Annotated in this window: 17 protein-coding genes, 2 tRNA genes and 1 pseudogene; 18 read left to right on the forward strand and 2 right to left on the reverse strand. The window is 61.1% G+C overall.

Annotation, left to right across the window (positions count from 1 at the left end; all coding sequences use genetic code 11):
* Window positions 1-46 precede the first annotated feature (46 nt).
* The 10 genes from FGQ67_RS03250 to FGQ67_RS03295 all read left to right on the forward strand — a co-directional run bounded on the left by FGQ67_RS03250 (window position 47) and on the right by FGQ67_RS03295 (window position 8,361).
* Complete coding sequence (locus tag FGQ67_RS03250) at window positions 47-1,210, forward strand: double-cubane-cluster-containing anaerobic reductase (RefSeq protein ID WP_138340015.1); 1,164 nt, start codon at window positions 47-49, stop codon at window positions 1,208-1,210.
* A 154-nt stretch (window positions 1,211-1,364) separates the two neighbouring features.
* Window positions 1,365-2,129, forward strand: a complete 765-nt coding sequence (locus FGQ67_RS03255) for an acyl-CoA dehydratase activase (protein ID WP_138340017.1) — start codon at window positions 1,365-1,367, stop codon at window positions 2,127-2,129.
* 70 nt (window positions 2,130-2,199) lie between these two features.
* Window positions 2,200-3,249, forward strand: coding sequence for a selenide, water dikinase SelD (gene selD / locus FGQ67_RS03260; RefSeq protein ID WP_138340019.1), 1,050 nt, complete (start codon window positions 2,200-2,202; stop codon window positions 3,247-3,249).
* A 59-nt stretch (window positions 3,250-3,308) separates the two neighbouring features.
* Window positions 3,309-3,935: a sulfurtransferase-like selenium metabolism protein YedF gene (gene yedF, locus FGQ67_RS03265; RefSeq protein WP_138340021.1), complete on the forward strand. Its 627-nt coding sequence runs from the start codon at window positions 3,309-3,311 to the stop codon at window positions 3,933-3,935.
* Between the two features lie 19 nt (window positions 3,936-3,954).
* Entirely contained in the window at window positions 3,955-4,206 is a 252-nt protein-coding gene (locus FGQ67_RS03270) for a putative Se/S carrier protein (RefSeq protein ID WP_138340022.1), read from the forward strand.
* Window positions 4,203-5,342: an aminotransferase class V-fold PLP-dependent enzyme gene (locus FGQ67_RS03275; RefSeq protein ID WP_138340024.1), complete on the forward strand. Its 1,140-nt coding sequence runs from the start codon at window positions 4,203-4,205 to the stop codon at window positions 5,340-5,342. Before FGQ67_RS03270 ends, FGQ67_RS03275 begins: the two co-directional genes overlap by 4 nt.
* A 77-nt stretch (window positions 5,343-5,419) precedes the next feature.
* On the forward strand, window positions 5,420-6,778 hold the full coding sequence (gene brnQ, locus FGQ67_RS03280) for a branched-chain amino acid transport system II carrier protein (RefSeq protein ID WP_138340026.1): 1,359 nt from the start codon (window positions 5,420-5,422) through the stop codon (window positions 6,776-6,778).
* A gap of 91 nt (window positions 6,779-6,869) precedes the next feature.
* A tRNA-Pro gene (locus FGQ67_RS03285) sits at window positions 6,870-6,946 on the forward strand.
* 6 nt (window positions 6,947-6,952) lie between these two features.
* A tRNA-Gly gene (locus tag FGQ67_RS03290) sits at window positions 6,953-7,026 on the forward strand.
* 333 nt (window positions 7,027-7,359) lie between these two features.
* The gene (locus tag FGQ67_RS03295) at window positions 7,360-8,361 is read left to right on the forward strand and encodes a hypothetical protein (RefSeq protein WP_138340028.1); all 1,002 of its coding nucleotides are present in this window, start codon (window positions 7,360-7,362) and stop codon (window positions 8,359-8,361) included.
* Between the two features lie 110 nt (window positions 8,362-8,471).
* Here FGQ67_RS03295 and FGQ67_RS03300 read toward each other — a convergent pair whose 3' ends face one another.
* Window positions 8,472-8,948 (reverse strand): PIN domain-containing protein, encoded by a 477-nt coding sequence (locus tag FGQ67_RS03300; protein WP_212746000.1) that lies wholly within the window; start codon window positions 8,946-8,948, stop codon window positions 8,472-8,474.
* A gap of 48 nt (window positions 8,949-8,996) precedes the next feature.
* Complete coding sequence (locus FGQ67_RS03305) at window positions 8,997-9,263, reverse strand: type II toxin-antitoxin system RelB/DinJ family antitoxin (RefSeq protein ID WP_138340029.1); 267 nt, start codon at window positions 9,261-9,263, stop codon at window positions 8,997-8,999.
* Window positions 9,264-9,692: 429 nt separating this feature from the next.
* Between FGQ67_RS03305 and FGQ67_RS03310 the strand changes: the two genes are divergently transcribed.
* The 8 genes and pseudogenes from FGQ67_RS03310 to hyfE all read left to right on the forward strand — a co-directional run bounded on the left by FGQ67_RS03310 (window position 9,693) and on the right by hyfE (window position 18,294).
* Entirely contained in the window at window positions 9,693-10,211 is a 519-nt protein-coding gene (locus tag FGQ67_RS03310) for a 4Fe-4S dicluster domain-containing protein (RefSeq protein ID WP_022095206.1), read from the forward strand.
* Window positions 10,212-10,285: 74 nt separating this feature from the next.
* Window positions 10,286-10,435, forward strand: a pseudogene (locus tag FGQ67_RS10415) (hypothetical protein); the annotation flags it as partial.
* Window positions 10,421-12,508, forward strand: a complete 2,088-nt coding sequence (gene fdhF / locus FGQ67_RS03315; RefSeq protein ID WP_465038301.1) for a formate dehydrogenase subunit alpha — start codon at window positions 10,421-10,423, stop codon at window positions 12,506-12,508. The pseudogene FGQ67_RS10415 and the gene fdhF, both read left to right, overlap by 15 nt.
* Before the next feature lie 78 nt (window positions 12,509-12,586).
* On the forward strand, window positions 12,587-13,204 hold the full coding sequence (locus tag FGQ67_RS03320) for a 4Fe-4S dicluster domain-containing protein (RefSeq protein WP_138340033.1): 618 nt from the start codon (window positions 12,587-12,589) through the stop codon (window positions 13,202-13,204).
* The gene (gene hyfB, locus FGQ67_RS03325; protein WP_138340035.1) at window positions 13,197-15,215 is read left to right on the forward strand and encodes a hydrogenase 4 subunit B; all 2,019 of its coding nucleotides are present in this window, start codon (window positions 13,197-13,199) and stop codon (window positions 15,213-15,215) included. Before FGQ67_RS03320 ends, hyfB begins: the two co-directional genes overlap by 8 nt.
* A 12-nt stretch (window positions 15,216-15,227) precedes the next feature.
* Window positions 15,228-16,154 (forward strand): respiratory chain complex I subunit 1 family protein, encoded by a 927-nt coding sequence (locus tag FGQ67_RS03330; protein WP_138340037.1) that lies wholly within the window; start codon window positions 15,228-15,230, stop codon window positions 16,152-16,154.
* A gap of 15 nt (window positions 16,155-16,169) precedes the next feature.
* Entirely contained in the window at window positions 16,170-17,627 is a 1,458-nt protein-coding gene (locus FGQ67_RS03335; RefSeq protein ID WP_138340038.1) for a hydrogenase 4 subunit D, read from the forward strand.
* Window positions 17,628-17,640: 13 nt separating this feature from the next.
* Window positions 17,641-18,294, forward strand: coding sequence for a hydrogenase 4 membrane subunit (gene hyfE / locus FGQ67_RS03340; RefSeq protein ID WP_138340040.1), 654 nt, complete (start codon window positions 17,641-17,643; stop codon window positions 18,292-18,294).
* Window position 18,295: the final 1 nt, after the last annotated feature.

The raw sequence follows: 18,295 nt of genomic DNA on the forward strand, positions 1-18,295 counted from the left end.
CCTGGGAAAGCCGTTTCCTTGGTTGGTTAAAAGGTTTAGGAGTTATATGTCGGAAAATATTGAGCAGCCGTTGCCCAGCACGTTTGAGGAGTTCAACGAGCAGCGCAAGGCGGCGTTTATTCGCGTTAAGGATTACAAGCAGGCGGGTAATCGCCTGGTCGGCTTTTTGTGCAGCTATACGCCGCTCGAGATTATCGATGCCGCGGGGGCTGCGAGTGTCGCTCTGTGCGGTACGTCCGATGAGGTGATTCCCGAGGCCGAGAAGGTGCTGCCGGCAAACCTCTGCCCGCTCATCAAGTCGACCTACGGCTTTGCCTACTCGCAAAAGTGCCCGTTTACGTACTTTAGCGACATGATCATCGGCGAGACCACCTGCGACGGCAAGAAGAAGATGTACGAGCTGCTCAACGAGCTCAAGCGCACGCACATTCTGCATCTTCCGCAGGGTCGCGATCGCGCCTACGAGCGTGAAGGCTGGTACGAGGAGTGCCGCCTGCTCAAGGAGGAGCTCGAGAACTTCTACGGTATTACGATCACCGATGACGACCTTCGTGCTGCCGTTCGTCGCCGCAACCGCTTGCGTGCGGCCCAGCTCGAGATGTTTGCGCTGCAGGCCAACCAGCCGGCGGCCATGAGCGGCGTCGATCTGATGAGCACCATGTTTGCCGGTACGTTCAGCTTTGATATCGAGGCCTATACGCAGCAGCTGGAGCAAAAGGTTGCCAAGCTGCGCGAGGCCTACGACGCGGGCGAGCGCCCGGTCGCGGCAGACGCCAAGCGCATTCTGATCACCGGCTGCCCGGTGGGCGGCGTGATCAACAAGATCGGTCGCACCATCGAGTCCAACGGCGGCGTGGTCGTGTGCATGGACGACTGCTCGGGCGAGCGCACGGCGGCCATGATGATCGATCCGGAGGCTCCCGACATCCTGCGCTCCATCGCCGACCGCTACCTGGACATCAACTGCTCGGTCATGACGCCCAACGACGGTCGTATGGAAAACACGCTGGCTATGTGCGAGAAGTATCATGTCGATGGCGTGGTAGAGAGCGTGCTACAGGCTTGCCACACCTTCAACGTTGAGAGCGCGCGCATGCAGGAGGCCGTCGAGGGTGCGGGTATTCCGTATATGAAGATCGAGACCGACTACAGCAACGGCGACATGGGCCAGATCGAGACCCGCATCGCCGCCTTCATCGAAACCCTCTAGGTTTCTCAGGCACCGGATCTTGCCCCTCAAACCGTCGCTTGCGTACCAAAGTACGCTGCGCTCCTCTTTCGGGGCAACCTCCGGCACCTGAGAAACCTAGAGCTAAGGCGCCTGAACGCGCCGCTACCTTTGATGTTTAGATTGGGAGAGAGCCATGATGGGGATCGGGATCGATATCGGGTCTACGGCGGCTAAGGCTGCTGTGGTCGACGGGGAGGGTTCGGTGGCGTGGACGTGCGTGCAGCCAACCGGGTTCTCCTCGGTCGATGCTTCCGAGCGGCTGCGCGAGGCACTGGCAGCGGCCGGCTATGACGTGGCTGCCGACGACGTGCGTGTGGTCGCGACTGGCTACGGCCGTGTCGCCGTGCCCTATGCGCACAAGGTCGTGACAGAGATCACCTGCCACGGTACCGGTGCCGTGCGCCTGTTTGGCGATCACGGCACGGTGATCGACGTGGGCGGTCAGGACACCAAGGTCATTCAGCTTAAAAGTGGCCGCGTGGCCAAGTTTGCCATGAACGACAGGTGCGCCGCCGGCACGGGGCGCTTTTTGGAGATCATGGCCGACCGCCTAGGCATTTCCCAGCAGCAGATGGCCGACCTGGCGCGTTCCGGCGAGCCCACCAAGATCAGCAGCATGTGTACGGTGTTTGCCGAAAGCGAGGTTATCAGCCTGATCGGTCGCGGTGAGCCGCGCGAGAACATAGCCCGCGGTGTGATCGACAGCGTGGTCTCGCGCGTGGCGACCATGGCCGGGCAGGCGGCGGGCGCCCCGTATTACCTGACCGGTGGCCTGTGCGAGAACGCCTTCGTGGTGGAGCGGTTGGGCGAGCTACTGGGGTCGCCGGTGACCACCTCGCCCCAGGCTCGCTTTGCCGGAGCGATTGGCGCGGCGATTCGCGCACAGGCGCTCAATTAATGCATCCGCCGCAGGCTCGCATTCATGCGTATACTGGGAGAAAATGATTGACCGATGAGAGGAGGTATCGATGGCTGACGATCAGATTAGGCTCACGTCTATGACGGCCGCGAGCGGTTGAGCCGCTAAGTTGGCTCCTGGAGCCCTCGCCCAGGTCCTGGGCGACTTGCCAAATGTGCATAACGACAACTTGCTCGTGGGGTTCGATACCTCTGACGATGCGAGCGTCTTCCGCGTAGGGGAGAACCTGGGGCTTGTGCAGTCCATCGACTTCTTCCCGCCGATGGTCGACGATCCGTTTCTGTTTGGCCAGATTGCCGCGGCCAACTCGCTGTCGGACATCTACGCCATGGGCGGGCGGCCGAGCCATGCCATGAACCTACTCTGCATACCCAGTTGTCTGGGCATCGAGGGTGCCGGTCAGATTCTGGCGGGCGGCGCCGACAAGTGCGTCGAGGCGGGTTGCTCCATCGCGGGCGGCCATACCATCAACGACGACGAGCCCAAGTATGGCCTGTCTGTGAGCGGCTTTGTCGCGCTCGACCGCATGCTCGCCAACAGCGGCGCACGCGTGGGCGATGTTCTGCTGCTGACCAAGGCGATCGGCTCGGGCATTATCACCACGGCCATTAAGGGCGAGCTCATCGAGCAGGACGAGGCCGCGGCCATGTTTGACTCGATGCGCACCCTCAACGAGGCTCCGATTCGTCTGGCCGAGGGACTTGAGCTTCACGGCTGCACCGACATTACGGGCTTTGGTCTGATCGGGCACGCGTGCGAGATGGCCGAGGGCTCGGGCGTGCAAGTTGAGCTTGCGTCGGGGGCGGTACCGCTCTTTGACCAGGTGCTCGACATGGCGCGTCTGGGCATTATCCCCGCGGGCTCCTACCGCAACCAGGACTTCTTTGGCCCGCGCGTGGCTGCCGACGAGGACCTGGAGCCGGGCATGCTGGATGCGCTGTACGATCCGCAGACGTCTGGTGGCCTGCTTATCGCGGCACCTGCTGCCGATGTGGATGAGCTTGCGCGCCGTCTGCATGCCGAGGGTCGCATCGCCGCCGTCGTCGGTCGCGTGTGCGAGCCGGTGCCAGGCGGTCCTGCCGTTCGCGTTGTGCATTAAGGAAAACCGTTTATGCGACCGCCTACTGTTCTGGGCGGTCCCTTTTGAAAGGAAAAACTATGTCTACCAAGATTGAAGTCAATGCCATGGGCGATGCCTGCCCGCTGCCCGTCGTCAAGACGCTCAAAGCTCTGAAGCAGCTTAATGGCGAGGGCGCCGTCGTGACTGCGGTCGATAACGAGACCGCCGTCAAGAACATCTCCAAGATGGCGCAGGAGAAGGGCTGCACGGCCTCGGTCGAGAAGATCTCGGACGCCGAGTGGCACGTGACTGTCGTGACCGTCGGTGCCGTGGCCGTTGCGGACCCCGAGCAGGACGGTGTTGCTTTTTGCGACGCCAGCGCCGGCAAGGGCAAACTCGTCATTTCCGTCTACACCGATTGCATGGGCCGTGGCGACGACGAGTTGGGCCACAAGCTCATGAAGGCGTTTATCTTTGCCGTGACGCAGCAGGAGGAGCTGCCCGCGACTATGCTGTTCTACAACGGCGGCGCCAAGCTCACCGTCGAGGGCTCGCCGGTGCTCGATGACCTGAAGGGCCTGGCCGAGCAGGGTGTCGAGATTCTCACCTGCGGTACCTGCCTCGACCACTATGGCATTAAAGACCAGCTTGCGGTGGGCGAGGTCACCAACATGTACGTGATCGTGGAAAAGATGGAGCAGGCCGTGCGCGTCGTGCGCCCGTAGCGTATTGGTTGGAGTTGCCATGAGGGAGAAGCGCCCGGCGCTTGTCATCACGTTTCCTACCACGGCGGCCGCCATGGGCTGCGAGTCCCTGTGTATCGAGCGCGGCCTTCCCGGGCGAACGATTCCCGTGCCCGGGGAGGTCTCCGCTGGCTGCGGTCTGGCGTGGAAAGCCCTGCCTGCAGATGAGGAGCTGCTACGCGGCGAGCTTGCCGCGGCAGGCGTTCCCACCGAGGGCTTTACCGTGATCGATATGTGGGAGGTCGTGCGGTGATCTACCTGGATAACGCGGCGACGACCATGCACAAGCCGCAGACGGTCATCGGCGCCGTGACGCAGGCGATGTGTTCGCTCGGCAATGCCGGGCGCGGCGCCACGTCAGGTGCCCTCGATGCCGCGCGTACGATTCATGGTTGCCGCGCCAAGCTTGCGCGCCTGCTGGGATGCCCGCGTGCTGACCATGTGTGCTTTGCACCTAACTCGACGGCGGCGCTCAACACCGCCATCAACGGCGTGGTGCGTCCCGGCGACCGCGTGGTCACGACGGTGCTTGAGCACAACTCAGTGCTGCGTCCGCTTAATCGTCTTGCGGCTGAGCGGGGTGTGACCGTTGAGCATGCGGGCTGCGACGCGAACGGCGCGCTCGACTACGACGAGCTCGGGCGGTTGGTCACGCCGGGCACGCGTGCCGTGGTTGTGACGCACGCCTCCAATGTGACCGGCAACGCGGTCGACATTGCGCGCGTGGCTGCCATCGCGCATGCGGCCGGCGCGCTGTTGATCGTCGATGCTTCGCAGTCTGCCGGCGCGATGCATGTCGATATGCGGGCTATGGGCCTCGACGTCGTGTGCTTTACCGGCCACAAGGGGCTCATGGGTCCACAGGGCACCGGCGGCTTGGCCGTGGCGGAGGGCGTTGACGTGGCTCCGTGGGCCATGGGCGGCACGGGCGTGCACAGCTTCGATGCACTGCAGCCGCTTGAGTGGCCCACGCGCCTTGAGGCGGGCACGCTCAACGGTCACGGCGTTGCGGGACTTTCTGCCGGCCTCGACTTTATCGACGCCCAGGGTGGGGTCGAGGCGATTGCTGCCCACGAGCGTGCGCTCGCTGATCGCTTCCTTGCCGGTGTGCGCGAAATCCCCGGTATTGCGCTCTACGGTGCGTTTGATCAGCCCGTGCGCTCGGCGATCGTCTCACTCAACGTGGGCGATATCGACTCTGCCGAGATCTCGGACGCGCTCATGCAAGGGTGGGGGATTGCGACGCGCCCCGGCGCCCATTGCGCTCCGCTCATGCACCGCGCGCTGGGAACCGAGCGCCAGGGCGTCGTCCGCTTCTCGTTTGGGTATTTCAACACTACCGAAGAAGTCGACACGGCTATCGATGCTCTGTGCGATTTAGCCTGCTAAAGCTGCTAGACCGTTTATACTTGCGGGACGGGTGTATTTGCCCGTCCCGTTTTTGTTTCGACCCGAAAGGTGTGCCTATGGCCTCATCCGCTCCGCGCGGCCTGCGCTCCGACCATGTCGTTACCGTCGGCATTGCGCTGTTCTCGATGCTCTTTGGCGCCGGTAACCTCATCATTCCGCCGTTGCTGGCGCTCCAGGCCGGCACGGCCACACCGCTTGCCATGGTTGGCTTTTTGATTGCCGCCATCGGCCTGCCCGTCATGGGCTTTATCGCCGTGGCGCTTGCCGGAACGGCGCGCGAGCTTGCCGGCCGCGTGCACCCCAAGTTCGGTGAGTTCTTTGTCGCGGCGGTGTATCTGGCCATCGGCCCGTGCCTGGCCATTCCGCGTACGAGCTCCACGGCCTTCGAGATGCTGGTGCCGCTGCTGCCCGAGGGCGTTTCGCTTGGCACGGCTCGTCTGGTGTTTGCCGTTGGCTTCTTTGTCGTCGCGTTTGTGCTCACGCTGCGTCCGGGTGTCATAACACGCGTGCTCGGCCGCATTACGGGCCCTGCGCTCATTGCGCTCATCGTGCTGGTTGTGGGTGCTGCCGTGATCTCGCCGCTGGGACCCGCTGCCGCGCCTCAGGCTCCCTACGATGCAGGCGCTGCCGTGCAGGGCTTTTTGACCGGCTATCAGACCATGGACCTGCTCGCGTCGCTCGCCTTCGGCATCATCATCGCCGAGACCATCCACGAGCTGGGTGTTACCGATGACAAGCGCGTGGCCTTTGAGATTTCGCGTTCCGGCGTTATCGCCGGCGTGCTCATGGCCATCATCTACTGTGGCTTGGGCCTTGCCGGAATGCAGCTCGGCACCGTGATGCCCGACGCCACCAACGGCGCCGCCATCCTTGCCCGCTCTGCCTCCATGCACTTTGGCCTTGCCGGCACGGTCGTGGTCTTCGCCATCTTCTTCCTCGCCTGCATGAACGTGTGCATCGGCCTCATCAGCTGCTGCTCGCGCTACTTCTGCGAGACGTATGTGGTTAAAGGGGGAGCGGAGGCTTCCGAGGAGGCCATGCGCCGTCCCTTTGCGGTTCTCGCCTTTGTGTTCGCAGCGTTTTCGTGCGTGCTCTCCAACGTGGGCCTCGACGTGATCCTTATGTTCTCGGTGCCCATGCTTAACGCCTTGTATCCCGTCGCCATCGTGCTGGTTCTCATGGGTTTGGTACACGGCTTTTGCGACGCTCATCCGCAGGTGTGGGTCTGGGTCGGCGGTGTGGTTGCCGTGCAGAGCGTGATCACCTCGGTCCGCGATGCGTTCTTTGCGGGCGCGTGGCTACCGTTTGATGTTCTTCCGCTGGCGGATATCGGTGCCGCGTGGGCGCCGGTTGCCGTGGCGGCGTTTGTGATCGGTCTGCTCCACAGCAAGTTTGTCGCACATTCGAGGAGCTAGGGTTTCTGCGCTTGCACAGGCGGGGAGTCTCCCCTATAATTTCCTTCGCTTTGGGACACGCAAGGTTTAGACCTTAGCTGCTCAACACCTTCGGGACGTGGCGCAGTTTGGTAGCGCGCCTGCTTTGGGAGCAGGATGTCGCAGGTTCAAATCCTGTCGTCCCGACCATATCTTGCGGGCGTAGTTCAATGGCAGAACCCCAGCCTTCCAAGCTGATGACGCGGGTTCGATTCCCGTCGCCCGCTCCATAAGATAGCTTAACGGCTCTGATTCCCTTTGGGATCAGAGCCGTTTTCGTAAACGTGCCGGGGACCCCACATCCCCACCTAAGTTGCGGTGAAATACGGACTGTTTTTCGGCTTTTATGGCCCATGTAGTCCGTATTTCACCGCAACTATTTGTAAGGTTGGATTTTGATGCCGTTGGGAGGGTCGTAGCGACCGTCTACCGAGAGTGGAAATATTTTTTGAAGCTCTGACCTGCGGCGTCAAGCTTTTGGTCAGCTTTTGGCAAGGCCTGCGAACGGAAGCATGCGATAGCGTAATGGTATTCTCTCCGCCGTGATGGTTATGGGGTTGGCCATGCTCGATAAAGGCAAACATTTTCCGCAGTCATATGCAAGGATGCTATTCTCGGCCGTTGGAATTCATCAAGATGGACAGCTGCTTATAACAATTGATCCTTGGGATGAACGCCGCGCGCGTGAGCTTATGCAGGAAGAGATCATGCTTCGTCTTTACAACCACGTGTATGCGGATCCGGTCTATTGGAATAATCTTGGGGTTGAAGATCGTATCTTTCAGCTGGCATCCGCTATTGCGGTCGTTGAACCGGATGCTGTGTTCTGCGGAGCGACAGCAGCGCTGCTCTACGGCATCGGCTCGGCGTATACGCTTCTGGATAAAGTGCAAGTGCTGCTGCCACGGTCTACAAGGCGTGATACGTATGAGTTCGTTGAATACAAGCGCTGGCGCCCGGGCGAAGTGTGGCGGCTTGGTCTGTTTACACTGACGGATCCGTGTCGAACGGTTGTTGATATCGCGCGATCGAGCGCCTTTCGCTATGCGCTGGGTTATGTCGATGGCTTGGCCCGTGAGTACGATGTCGAGCGCGAAGAGCTGCGAGCATATGCGCAGGCAAATTGTCGAGGGCTGCATGGCATCGCGCGTGCTTTTGACGTTTTTGATTATATGGATGGCAGGTCAGGCAATGGCGGTGAGTCTGAGGCGAGAGCAGCGATGATTCTCGCTGGGGTTGCCGCGCCCGAGCTTCAAGTTGAGATAACGCGGCCGGGAAACGCTGGCTATTATCTAGCAGATTATGGCTGGCAGATGCCAGACGGCTCATGGACGCTGGCAGAGCTGCATGGGCTGGGCAAGTTTGAAGACGAGGCTCAAAATAATGCAGAGCGGGCGGCGGCAAAAACGTATCGAGCGGCCCTCATGCGCGACGCGAACCTTCGCGCCATGGGCCACAACATCATTCATTTCAAACTCTCGGACACCTACGACGTAGAATCGTTCGGTGCCATGATGCGCGGTTACGGCATTCCGACAACAAAACCCTACGCCGAATCCCGATAGAGAAATCGTTCGCGGTCCACCTTCAATAAGTTGCGGTGAAATACGGACTGTTGAGGCCTTTAAAGGCATGAAACAGTCCGTATTTCACCGCAACTTAGGAGGGGATGGGGTTAGTGGCGGGGGCGGTGGCGGAGTTTGTCGATGGTGGAGTCGGTGCTTCGGCTGCGGGCTTCGGAGGCGCGGTCGCGGGCGTCGGCCGCGGTTTGGCGTTGGCGGCGGTAGTCGATCATGCCTTGGATGATGGGCTTGCCAAAGCTCACGACATCATCGTTGTAGATGGCGGTTCGGGCTGCGAGGAGGCAGTCGGTAAAGTCCATATGGGTCTTGCCAAAGAGTTTGATGGCAAGAGCGATAACGGTGGGCTCGTCGACCATGACGTCATCGAGCAGCTTGGTCATGGCCGTCGCAATCTCCACGCGCGGGACCTTGTAGACGTCGCGCAGCGTGACCACGACGCGCGTGATGATTTCGGGGTAGACACGAGCGGTGCGCGTGGCGATGACCTTGGCGGCGCGCGGTGACAGGACCTCGTCGTCGTTAAGCAGGTAGCGCAGGATGACGGTCTCGTCGATGATGGTGCTACTCATGGATATCTACTTCCTCGGGACCCAAAACCGACTCATCGCTTTCTGTGGCTAGGTATTCAATCCAGGCATTGCGCTCCTCGGAGCGGCGATTGGGGTCCCGTATGCTTTGAGCAGTCCATAGGCGGCCGTGCCGTCCTTGGAGCGCACGGCGACCGGTTGAAATGGGAGCTTGCGCATCAAAATACTCTGCGCGACAAATAGACGGACAGCCTCGGCGAGCGATGTGCCCATGGCGTCGTAGAGACGCTCGGCATGCTGCTTGTCTTCCTCGCGAATGCGCACCTGCAGGATGGCTCGTTTTTGAGTCGATGACATCACTGGCCTCCCTTAATGAGCGTGCAATTTGAATAGTCAAATACAACATCGGCTAATAATAGCCAATCTTACAACCACTACTTTATTGCACTAGAGTAATTGAGTGTAAACGATATTACAAACGTACTACATCCTTCAGAAACGAGCGTGAAATCTCCCTTGGATGTACGCATGTAATACACTCACCTTTATAGCTTCTAGAGAATAATTCCAACCTGCCAAAACCCCTGCAATACACCCGTATTGCAGGGCCTATGCTCAAGTTTGCCGCCTGCAACTGCGTATATTTAACCTGTATATCGTTGGAGGAATTCTATCGAAGTGCCTGTTTCGCCGCATGCACTCGATACGCCGATGCCGGACCACGGGCGGTCCGGGGCAACGTCGACAGGGTCTCTCCGGCATGGGATTCAGGAGGGAGTGAACAACATGGGCAATAAACGAGTCGTGGCTGATTCTTCACGCTGCATTGGGTGCCAAACCTGTATGGCGGCGTGCATCGAGGCACACGATATTCCCGGCAACATCGCCGCACCTCGCTTGCGCGTAACGCGCACCTACGAGATCTCCGCGCCGGTGGCATGTCACCACTGCGAGGATGCTCCGTGCGCGAAGGCCTGTCCTACGGGCGCCTTGTTCTTTGATCCAAAGAACCATCGTATCGGCGTCAACGAGGACAACTGCATCGGCTGCAAGAGCTGCGTCATGGCCTGCCCCTTTGGCGCCGTGAGCGTGGCGACCACGCAGGTCCCCGTCTTGATGGGTGACGTTCGCGTGGGTTCGCAGACTAAGAGCTTCGTGCTCAAGTGCGACCTATGCGTGGACCGTCCCGGCGGTCCGGCGTGTGCCGAGGCGTGTCCGACCAAGGGCCTCACCCTGGTGGACGAGGAGCGTCTGGCAGAACTGACTGCCGAGCGTGCCCGCGCCACCATCGAAAACGAGGCGTAAGTGTCGGGCGACAGGCCCAATGATTGTCAAATAAGTACCGAGTATTCGGTAGCAGAGAAAGGAAGGAGGGTGTCATGGAGAAGCATAAAGTGATCTGCCCGTATTGCGGCGCCGGTTGCCAGTTTAACCTCCTGGTCCAAAACGGCCAGGTCGTGGGTACCGAACCGCTCAACGGCATCACCAACCAGAGCGAGCTGTGCCTTAAGGGCATGAGCGGCTATGACTTCATCAACGACACCAAGATCTTGACTCCTCGCGTACTGCACCCGATGATCCGCCGCACTAAGGGCGCGGATCTTGAGCGCGTAAGCTGGGACGAGGCACTGGATTTCACCGCATCTAAGATGCAGGCCATAATTGACGAATATGGTCCTAACGCTGTCATGACTACCGGCTCTTCGCGAGGCGGCGGCAATGAGGCGAACTACGTCATGCAGAAGTTTACGCGTGCGTGCATCGGCACCCACAGCGTGGACAACTGCGCCCGTACTTGACACGGCCCTACTGTCCTCGGTCTGATGGACACGGTTGGTTCAGGTTGCATGTCATGCTCCATCCCCGGTATGGAGGATGCGGGCTGCATTTTCCTCTTCGGCTATAACCCTGCCGATTCGCACCCCATCGTCGCAAGGCGTATCGTGCGAGCCAAAGAAAAGGGTTGCAAGATCATCGTCGCCGATCCGCGCCATATCGAAACCGCGCGTATCGCCGATCTCTACCTTCCGATCAAGAACGGTTGCAACGTTGCGTTCCTCAACGCCTTTGCCAACTGTCTGGTCAACGATGGCCTCTACGACAAGGAATTCGTCGCCGAGCACACGAACGGCTTTGACGAGTGGTGGGAGACCATCAAGAACTACACTCCCGAATCTGTACAGGACATCACGGGTGTCGAGCCCGCGTTGATCCACCAAGCTGCCGAGATGTACGCCACGGCGAAGCCCTCTGCCATCATTGGCTGGGGCATGGGCGTATGCCAGCAGAAGCAGAACCTGAAGACGGTGCACACCATCGCCTCCATCGCCTGCGTTGCCGGCCAGATCGGCAAACCCAATTCCGGCCTCGCGCCCGTGCGCGGTCAGAATAACGTCCAGGGCTCCTGCGATATGGGCATGCTGCCCAACCTGTACCCTGGCTACCAGAAAGTCACTGACCCCGCAGTGCGTGCCAAGTTTGCCAAAGCTTGGGGCGTGCCCGAGGAAAAGCTCCCGCTCGAGGAGGGCTACAAGCTCACCGATCTGGGCCACCTGGTCGACGAGGGCAAGGTGCACTGCTTCTACAACTACGGCGAGGACCCGGTGCAGACCGAGCCCGATTCGGCCGGTATGCGCAAGACGCTCTCCGAGCTGGATCTGTTCATTTGCCAGGACATCTTTATGACGCAGACGACCATGCTCGCCGACGTCATCCTGCCTGCCACCTCTTGGGGCGAGCACGAGGGTGTCTTTACCGCATCCGACCGTAGCTTCCAGCACTTTGACGCGGCCGTTCCGCCCAAGGGCGAGTGCCGTCACGACTGGGAGATCTTCGCGGACCTGTCCACGCGTATGGGTTACCCCATGCACTACGACAACACCGAGCAGATCTGGAACGAGTGCATTAGCCTGTGCCCCAATTTTGTGGGCGCGACCTACGAGAAGATGGCTCCCGAGGGCGGCTACGCCCAGTGGCCCGTCAAGAGCACCGATGTGAACGACCACGGTACGCCCGACATGTTCGCTGGTGGCAAGTTCACCACCAAGGACGGCCGCGCCAACCTGATGGCGCACGACTGGGAGGCGCCCTCCGAGCTTCCTGACGATGAGTACCCGCTCATTCTGTGCACCGTCCGCGAGGTCGGCCACTACAGCTGCCGTTCGATGACCGGCAACTGCAAGACGCTGGCGCTGCTTGCCGATGAGCCCGGTTTTGTCCGCATGAATCCCGCGGACGCCCAGGCGCGCGGCATCAAGAACGGCGACATCGTCTCGATTCACAGCCGCCGCGGCCAGGTATACAGCCGCGCCGACGTGAGCGACCGTATCAACAAGGGCACGGTCTATATGACCTACCAGTGGTGGATCGGCAAGTGCAACGAGCTGACCATGCACAAGGTCGACCCGGTCTCGCATACGCCCGAGGACAAGTTCTCCGCCTGCCAGGTCGACGCCATTGCCGACCAGGTCTGGGCCGAGGGCGAGGTCGAGCGTCAGTACACCGAGCTCAAGCAGGCTCTGGTGGATGCCGCCGCTCCCCAAGACGTTGAGCCCGGCGCCGCCAAGTTCGACGACGAGGCGCACGTGAACCAAATCGTGTAGTCCCGTTCTCGTTGGCTTTTTGGGCCGGGCGTCCCGTACGTTCGGGAGCCCGGCCCGTTATTTTGAAAGGAAGTGGGGATGAACCGCTTCATCGACATCAACCCGGAGAGGTGCATCGGCTGCGGAACATGCCAGTCCGCCTGTGCCGACGCCCACCGGATGCAGGGTCTTCAGGATACGCCGCGCCTGGCGCTCGTGAAGACCGGCGGTATTTCGGCCGCCCTTGCCTGTCACCATTGCGAGGGTGCCCCCTGCGCCGAGGTTTGCCCGGTGAATGCCATCGAGCACGATGGCGACCGCATCCACGTCAAGGAGCAGGAGTGCATCGGGTGCAGGCTGTGCGCCATCGCGTGCCCCTTCGGAGCCATCCATCCCGATGGCACGTCTATCGCCGGTGTCGCAGGCATGTGCGACCCGACGCCTTCGTATCCTAAGTCCCTGAGCAGCCTGCTTACGTGGGCTCCCGGCCAGTACACCTGCGCTGTCAAGTGCGACCTGTGCGCCTTTGATCCTGACGGCCCGCATTGTGTGGCGGCGTGCCCCACCAAGGCGCTGACCGTCATGGGCGGCGCGGCCGATCGCGAGCTCGACGAGGCCAAGCGCCTGCGCTCGATCGAAAACGGTCCGGTCGTCGACGTTGCCGCTGTGGCCCAGGGCCTCTCCGAGAAAGCAGAAGGGAGCGTAAACAATGGATAGCATGACGCTGTTTATCGCATCGCTTGCCGTCTCGTGCATCGGTGCGCTCGCCTCGGTTCTGCTGATCAAGGCCGATAACGCCGCCAAGACCGCCGGCTGCCTTATCGGCGCCGTCGCCGCGGTGCTTTCGTTTGTGGCCGGTATCCAGGCCGTGCTGGGCGACGTCACGTCGGTCGACACCATCGTGTTCTTCCCGTTTGCCCATTTCCAGCTGCTGCTCAATCAGCTGTCCGGCCTGTTCGTGGCGCTCATCTCGGTGCTCGCGTTTGCCGGCTCGATCTACGGTCTCAACTACTTTGATGAGTACCCGGGCAAAAAGGGCCGCGCCGGCTTCTTCTTTAACACCTTCGTGGCGTCCATGATGCTCGTCATCACCGCCGACAACGTGTTTTGGTTCCTGGTCGCCTTTGAGCTCATGTCGCTGACCTCGTATTTCCTGGTCGTGATCGAGGAGAACGAGAACTCCATCCATGGCGGTTGGCTCTACTTTGTGATCGCGCACGTGGGCTTTGTGCTCATCATGGCGAGCTTCCTCACCATGACCAACTTCGCCGGTGGCTCGTTTGCCTTTGCGGATTTCCGCGCCACGCAGTTTAGCCCCGCGGTCGCATCCGTGTGCTTCGTGCTCGCCTTCTTTGGCTTTGGCGCCAAGGCCGGTATCATCCCGCTGCACGGCTGGCTGCCCAAGGCACATCCCGAGGCGCCGTCCAACGTGTCGGCCCTCATGTCCGGCGGCATGATCAAGATCGGTATCTTCGGCATCCTCAAGGTTGGTCTCGACCTGCTTTCCGCCTCGGGCGTTCAGGTCTGGTGGGGCCTTATGGTCATGGTCTTCGGTGCGATCTCGTCGGTCCTCGGCGTGGCCTTCGCCCTGCAGGAGCATGACATCAAGCGCCTGCTGGCCTATCACTCCGTCGAGAACATCGGCATCATTCTGCTCGGCGTCGGCGCCTCCATGGCCGCCATGGCGCTCAACTCTGTCGGCATCGCCGTCCTGGCCCTGATGGCCGCCCTCTACCACACGTTTAACCACGCGATGTTTAAGGGCGAGCTGTTCTTGGGCGCCGGTGCGCTGCTGTACTCCACGGGTACGCGCAATATGGAGAAGATGGGCGGCCTGTTCCGTCGTATGCCGGCAACGGCCATCTGTTTCCTCGTTGGCGCGCTTGCCATCTCGGCCATCCCGCCCTTCAACGGCTTTGTGTCCGAGTGGTTTACCTACCAGTCGCTGTTTAATGCCGCCATGCAGGGCGACAAGGCCGTCATGATCGTGGCCGTGTTCGCTGCCGTCGCGCTTGCCATTACCGGCGCGCTGGCTGTTACGTGCTTCGTCAAGGCCTATGGCGTCTCCTTTGCCTCCGCGCCCCGCTCCGAGGCCGCTGCCAATGCCAAGGAGGTTCCCGCCCCCATGGTGTTTGCGCAGGGCCTGCTCGCGGCCATCTGCGTCGTGCTGGGCATTGGCGCTCCCGTGATCGCGCCCGTGCTGGTCGATGTCGCCGCGTCCGTGCTGCATCCGTACGATGGCGTGTTTGCCGCCGAGGGCATGGAGCTCATGAACCAGTACTCCGGCGCTGCCACCTCCACGCCCGCGATCGCCATTGCGCTCGTGGTGCTTGTCGGTCTTGCCTGCGGTTATCGCAAGCTCAAGACCGTCGGCAAGGTGCAGAAGTCCCAGCCGTGGGCATGCGGCTATGCTCCCAACGAGCATATGCCCGTCGTGGCCACGACCTTTGCCTCCGAGGTGTCCTGGTTTATGCAGCCGCTCTACACGCTGCGCGACCGTTGCACGGCCGTCTGCTGGTCCATCGCGCACTTCTTCCAGAAGCTCACCGGTGTGGCCGAGGCTGTGGAGCCCGTACCCGACAAGGTTCTCGTCGATGCCCCGCATAAGGGTGTCGAGAAGCTCGCCGACCTCGCGACTAAGCTCGAGGGCGGCAACTACAGCATCTATATCTGCTACATCGTCGCGGCACTCGTGGTGTTCCTCGTGCTCGCCGTGCAAATGGGTTAAGGAGGGGAGAGCATGAACAACATCGTACTTGCCGTTCTGCAGGGCGTGGTCGTCATGGCCGTCGCACCGTTCTTCTCCGGTCTCGGCCGCGTGATCCGCGCCAAGATGCACAACCGTCGCGGCCCCAGCATCATGCAGGACTACCGCGACCTGGCCAAGCTCTTTGCGCGCCCCGAGTCCCAGAGCGAGGATGCGAGCTTTGCGCTGCGCATCATGCCGCCGCTGTTCTTCGCCGTCGCCTTTATGCTCGCGATGGGCCTGCCGCTCTTTACGGCAAAAAGCCCCATCCCGGTCTTTGGTGACGCCATCACCATCATGTACAGCCTGGCGCTCGCCCGCTTCTTCTTCGCCCTCTGCGGTGTGGATTCGTCCAACGCCTACGCCGGTATCGGCGGCGTTCGCGAGCTGCTCATGAGCGTGCTCATCGAGCCGTCCATGCTGCTGGCGCTGTTTGCCGCCGCCCTGGTGTGCGGTTCCACCGACATCGCCACCATGGGTCAGCACATCATGACGGGCGCCATCGACGCGCCGGTCGCCGTGATCCTCGCCGGCATCGCCTTTGCGATTGCCTGCTACATGGAGCTCGGCAAGCTGCCGTTTGACCAGGCCGAGGCCGAGCAGGAGCTTCAGGAAGGCCCGCTCGCCGAGCTTTCCGGCCCGTCGCTCGCCATGGCCAAGCTTGCCATGTCTATGAAACAGGTCCTGGTCGTCGCCTGGTTCTGCGCGATCTTCGTCCCCTGGGGCGAGCCCGCGACCGTGGGGGCCGCCGCCGTTCTGGGCGCAGTCATCTTCCTGGTGAAGTGCCTGGTCGACTTTGTCGTATGCGGCGTGATCGAGAACTCCTGCTCGCGCTCGCGTTTTAAGGTACTCGGCAATCAGACCTGGGCCGTCGTTGGCATCGCCGTTCTGGCGTTTGTCTTCGTGGTCGTCGGCGTGTAGGAGAAGGGAGAAACAATGTCATTTGCAGTCAGTCTGTCCCTTCTCGGCTTGGTCGCTATCGCGGCCCCGATGGTGGCCTCGGTGCTCGTCGCCCTGTTCCCCCGTCCGTACGCCAAGTGGTTCAGCGTTTTGGGTGCCGCCGTCTCTACGGTCTGCACCATCGCCCTCGCCGCGAATTTCGCTGGCGCCGGCATGCCCGACACGCAGGTCCCCCTGATCTCGTTTGGGCAGACCCTCGTCATGGGATTCACCTTCGATCGCATGAGCACGCTGCTCGCGCCCGCCTTTGTGGGTATCGGCCTGCTTGTCGTGATCTATTCGATTCCCTATATGAGCGAGAATAACCGTGAGCATCCCGATGCGCCGCGTCGTCGCTTCTACGCGTACCTCGCGACCTTCATCGGTGCCATGGCCGGCCTTGTGTACAGCTCGACCCTTTTGGGCCAGCTCGTGTTCTTTGAGATCACGGGTGCGTGCTCTTGGGGCCTCATTAGCTACTACATGTCGCCTACGGCCAAGAAGGCCGGCATGAAGGCCCTGATCATTACGCATATCGGTGCGCTCGGCCTGTATCTGGGCGCCGCCATCGTGTTTGCCCATACCGGCACCTTCGCCATCACCGCGATTGCCGGCCTCGACGCCAAGCTCAAGGCTATCGTCCTTTTGCTCGTGCTGTTTGCGGCCTGGGCCAAGTCCGCACAGGTCCCCATGTACATGTGGCTGCCTTCGGCCATGGAGGCGCCGACGCCTGTTTCGGCCTACCTGCATGGTGCCTCGATGGTCAAGGTCGGCGTGTGCGTGTTCGCGCGTGCACTCGTATCTGCCGGCGAGATTCCCGAGATCGTGGGCTGGGTCGCCATTATCGACGCCATGGTCACCATGCTCTTTGGTTTCCTTATGTACCTGCCGCAAAAGGACATGAAGCGCCTGCTGGCCTTCTCCACGATCGCCCAGCTCTCCTATGTGTTCTTTGGTCTGGGCCTTTCGGTCTTTGGCAGCCAGCTCGCCTTCGATGGTGCCGTGTGCCACATCTTTAACCACGCCTTCGCCAAGACCCTGTTCTTCCTGATCGCGGGTTCGTTCTCCTTTACGCTCGGCACGCGTATGCTGCCCAAGCTTCGCGGCATCGTAAAGAAGTACCCGATCTCGGGTGTGGGCTTTGGTGTGGCGGCGCTCGCCATTGCCGGCGTGCCGCCCATGAACACGTTCTTCTCGAAGTTCCAGATTATCGCCGGCGGCTTTTCCGTTGGTGCCGGCAACGTCGCGATTCTGGTGCTCGTGTGCATCATGGTCGCCGAGACCGTCGCCACCTTTGCCTGGTTCCTCAAGTGGATGGGCTATTGCCTGCCCGGTGAGCCGAGCGAGGAAGTCGCTGCGGGAGCCCCGCTTCCCCGCGCGATGGCGTTCGTGTTCATCGTGCTCATCATCATGGTTATCGTCAGCGGCCCGCTTTCGGCCAGCTGGATCGGTTAGGAGGTAGAACGACATGGGTTATTCGATCGTCAACATCCTTGGCGGCCTTCTGATCGTCACGTCCACCATGGTGGTCGTCTCAAAGAACATCAAGCACGCCATCAGCTGGTATGCGGTGCAGTCGCTGGTGCTCGTGGGACTGCTCGCCACGCTCGGTGTCACTACCGGCGCGCAGGAGCTGCTTATGTGGGCTGGATCTGCCTTTATCACCAAGGTCGTCCTGGTCCCTTACATCCTCAACCGCGCATACAAGAAGATGGGCGAGCCGAGCGACGCATCGCTCAAGGCCGGCCTTAAGCCCGCATGGGCCATTTGCATCATCGCCGTCGAGGTTGCGATCTGCTTTACCGTCGTGACGCAGATCAGCCTGCCCACGGCCGAGGTCGCAACGCCTGCGCTCGCTATTAGCTTCGCTCACTTCTTTGTGGGCCTCACCTGCATCATCTCGCAGCGCAACATCATGAAGCAGATCTTTGGATACTGCCTTATGGAAAACGGCAGCCATGTGACGCTCGCGCTTTTGGCCCCCACCGCTCCCGAGATCATCGAGATCGGTATTGCCACCGACGCCATCTTTGCCGTCATCATCATGTCCATCGTCGTGCGTCGCATTTGGGACGACTCCCACTCGCTCGATGCGCGCGACCTGTCCGAGCTGAGGGGGTAGT

Origin of the sequence: Collinsella aerofaciens (assembly GCF_005845035.1) — a bacterium.
Taxonomy (GTDB): Bacteria; Actinomycetota; Coriobacteriia; order Coriobacteriales; family Coriobacteriaceae; genus Collinsella; species Collinsella aerofaciens_I.

Bases quoted from the DNA above. Each gene is read 5' to 3' on its own strand.
- FGQ67_RS03250 (WP_138340015.1), top strand. From the start codon at position 47: ATGTCGGAAAATATTGAGCAGCCGTTGCCCAGCACGTTTGAGGAGTTC.
- FGQ67_RS03255 (WP_138340017.1), top strand. From the start codon at position 1,365: ATGATGGGGATCGGGATCGATATCGGGTCTACGGCGGCTAAGGCTGCT.
- yedF (WP_138340021.1), top strand. From the start codon at position 3,309: ATGTCTACCAAGATTGAAGTCAATGCCATGGGCGATGCCTGCCCGCTG.
- FGQ67_RS03270 (WP_138340022.1), top strand. From the start codon at position 3,955: ATGAGGGAGAAGCGCCCGGCGCTTGTCATCACGTTTCCTACCACGGCG.
- brnQ (WP_138340026.1), top strand. From the start codon at position 5,420: ATGGCCTCATCCGCTCCGCGCGGCCTGCGCTCCGACCATGTCGTTACC.
- FGQ67_RS03295 (WP_138340028.1), top strand. From the start codon at position 7,360: ATGCTCGATAAAGGCAAACATTTTCCGCAGTCATATGCAAGGATGCTA.
- FGQ67_RS03300 (WP_212746000.1), bottom strand. From the start codon at position 8,948: ATGAGTAGCACCATCATCGACGAGACCGTCATCCTGCGCTACCTGCTT.
- FGQ67_RS03305 (WP_138340029.1), bottom strand. From the start codon at position 9,263: ATGTCATCGACTCAAAAACGAGCCATCCTGCAGGTGCGCATTCGCGAG.
- FGQ67_RS03310 (WP_022095206.1), top strand. From the start codon at position 9,693: ATGGGCAATAAACGAGTCGTGGCTGATTCTTCACGCTGCATTGGGTGC.
- FGQ67_RS03320 (WP_138340033.1), top strand. From the start codon at position 12,587: ATGAACCGCTTCATCGACATCAACCCGGAGAGGTGCATCGGCTGCGGA.
- hyfB (WP_138340035.1), top strand. From the start codon at position 13,197: ATGGATAGCATGACGCTGTTTATCGCATCGCTTGCCGTCTCGTGCATC.
- FGQ67_RS03330 (WP_138340037.1), top strand. From the start codon at position 15,228: ATGAACAACATCGTACTTGCCGTTCTGCAGGGCGTGGTCGTCATGGCC.
- FGQ67_RS03335 (WP_138340038.1), top strand. From the start codon at position 16,170: ATGTCATTTGCAGTCAGTCTGTCCCTTCTCGGCTTGGTCGCTATCGCG.
- hyfE (WP_138340040.1), top strand. From the start codon at position 17,641: ATGGGTTATTCGATCGTCAACATCCTTGGCGGCCTTCTGATCGTCACG.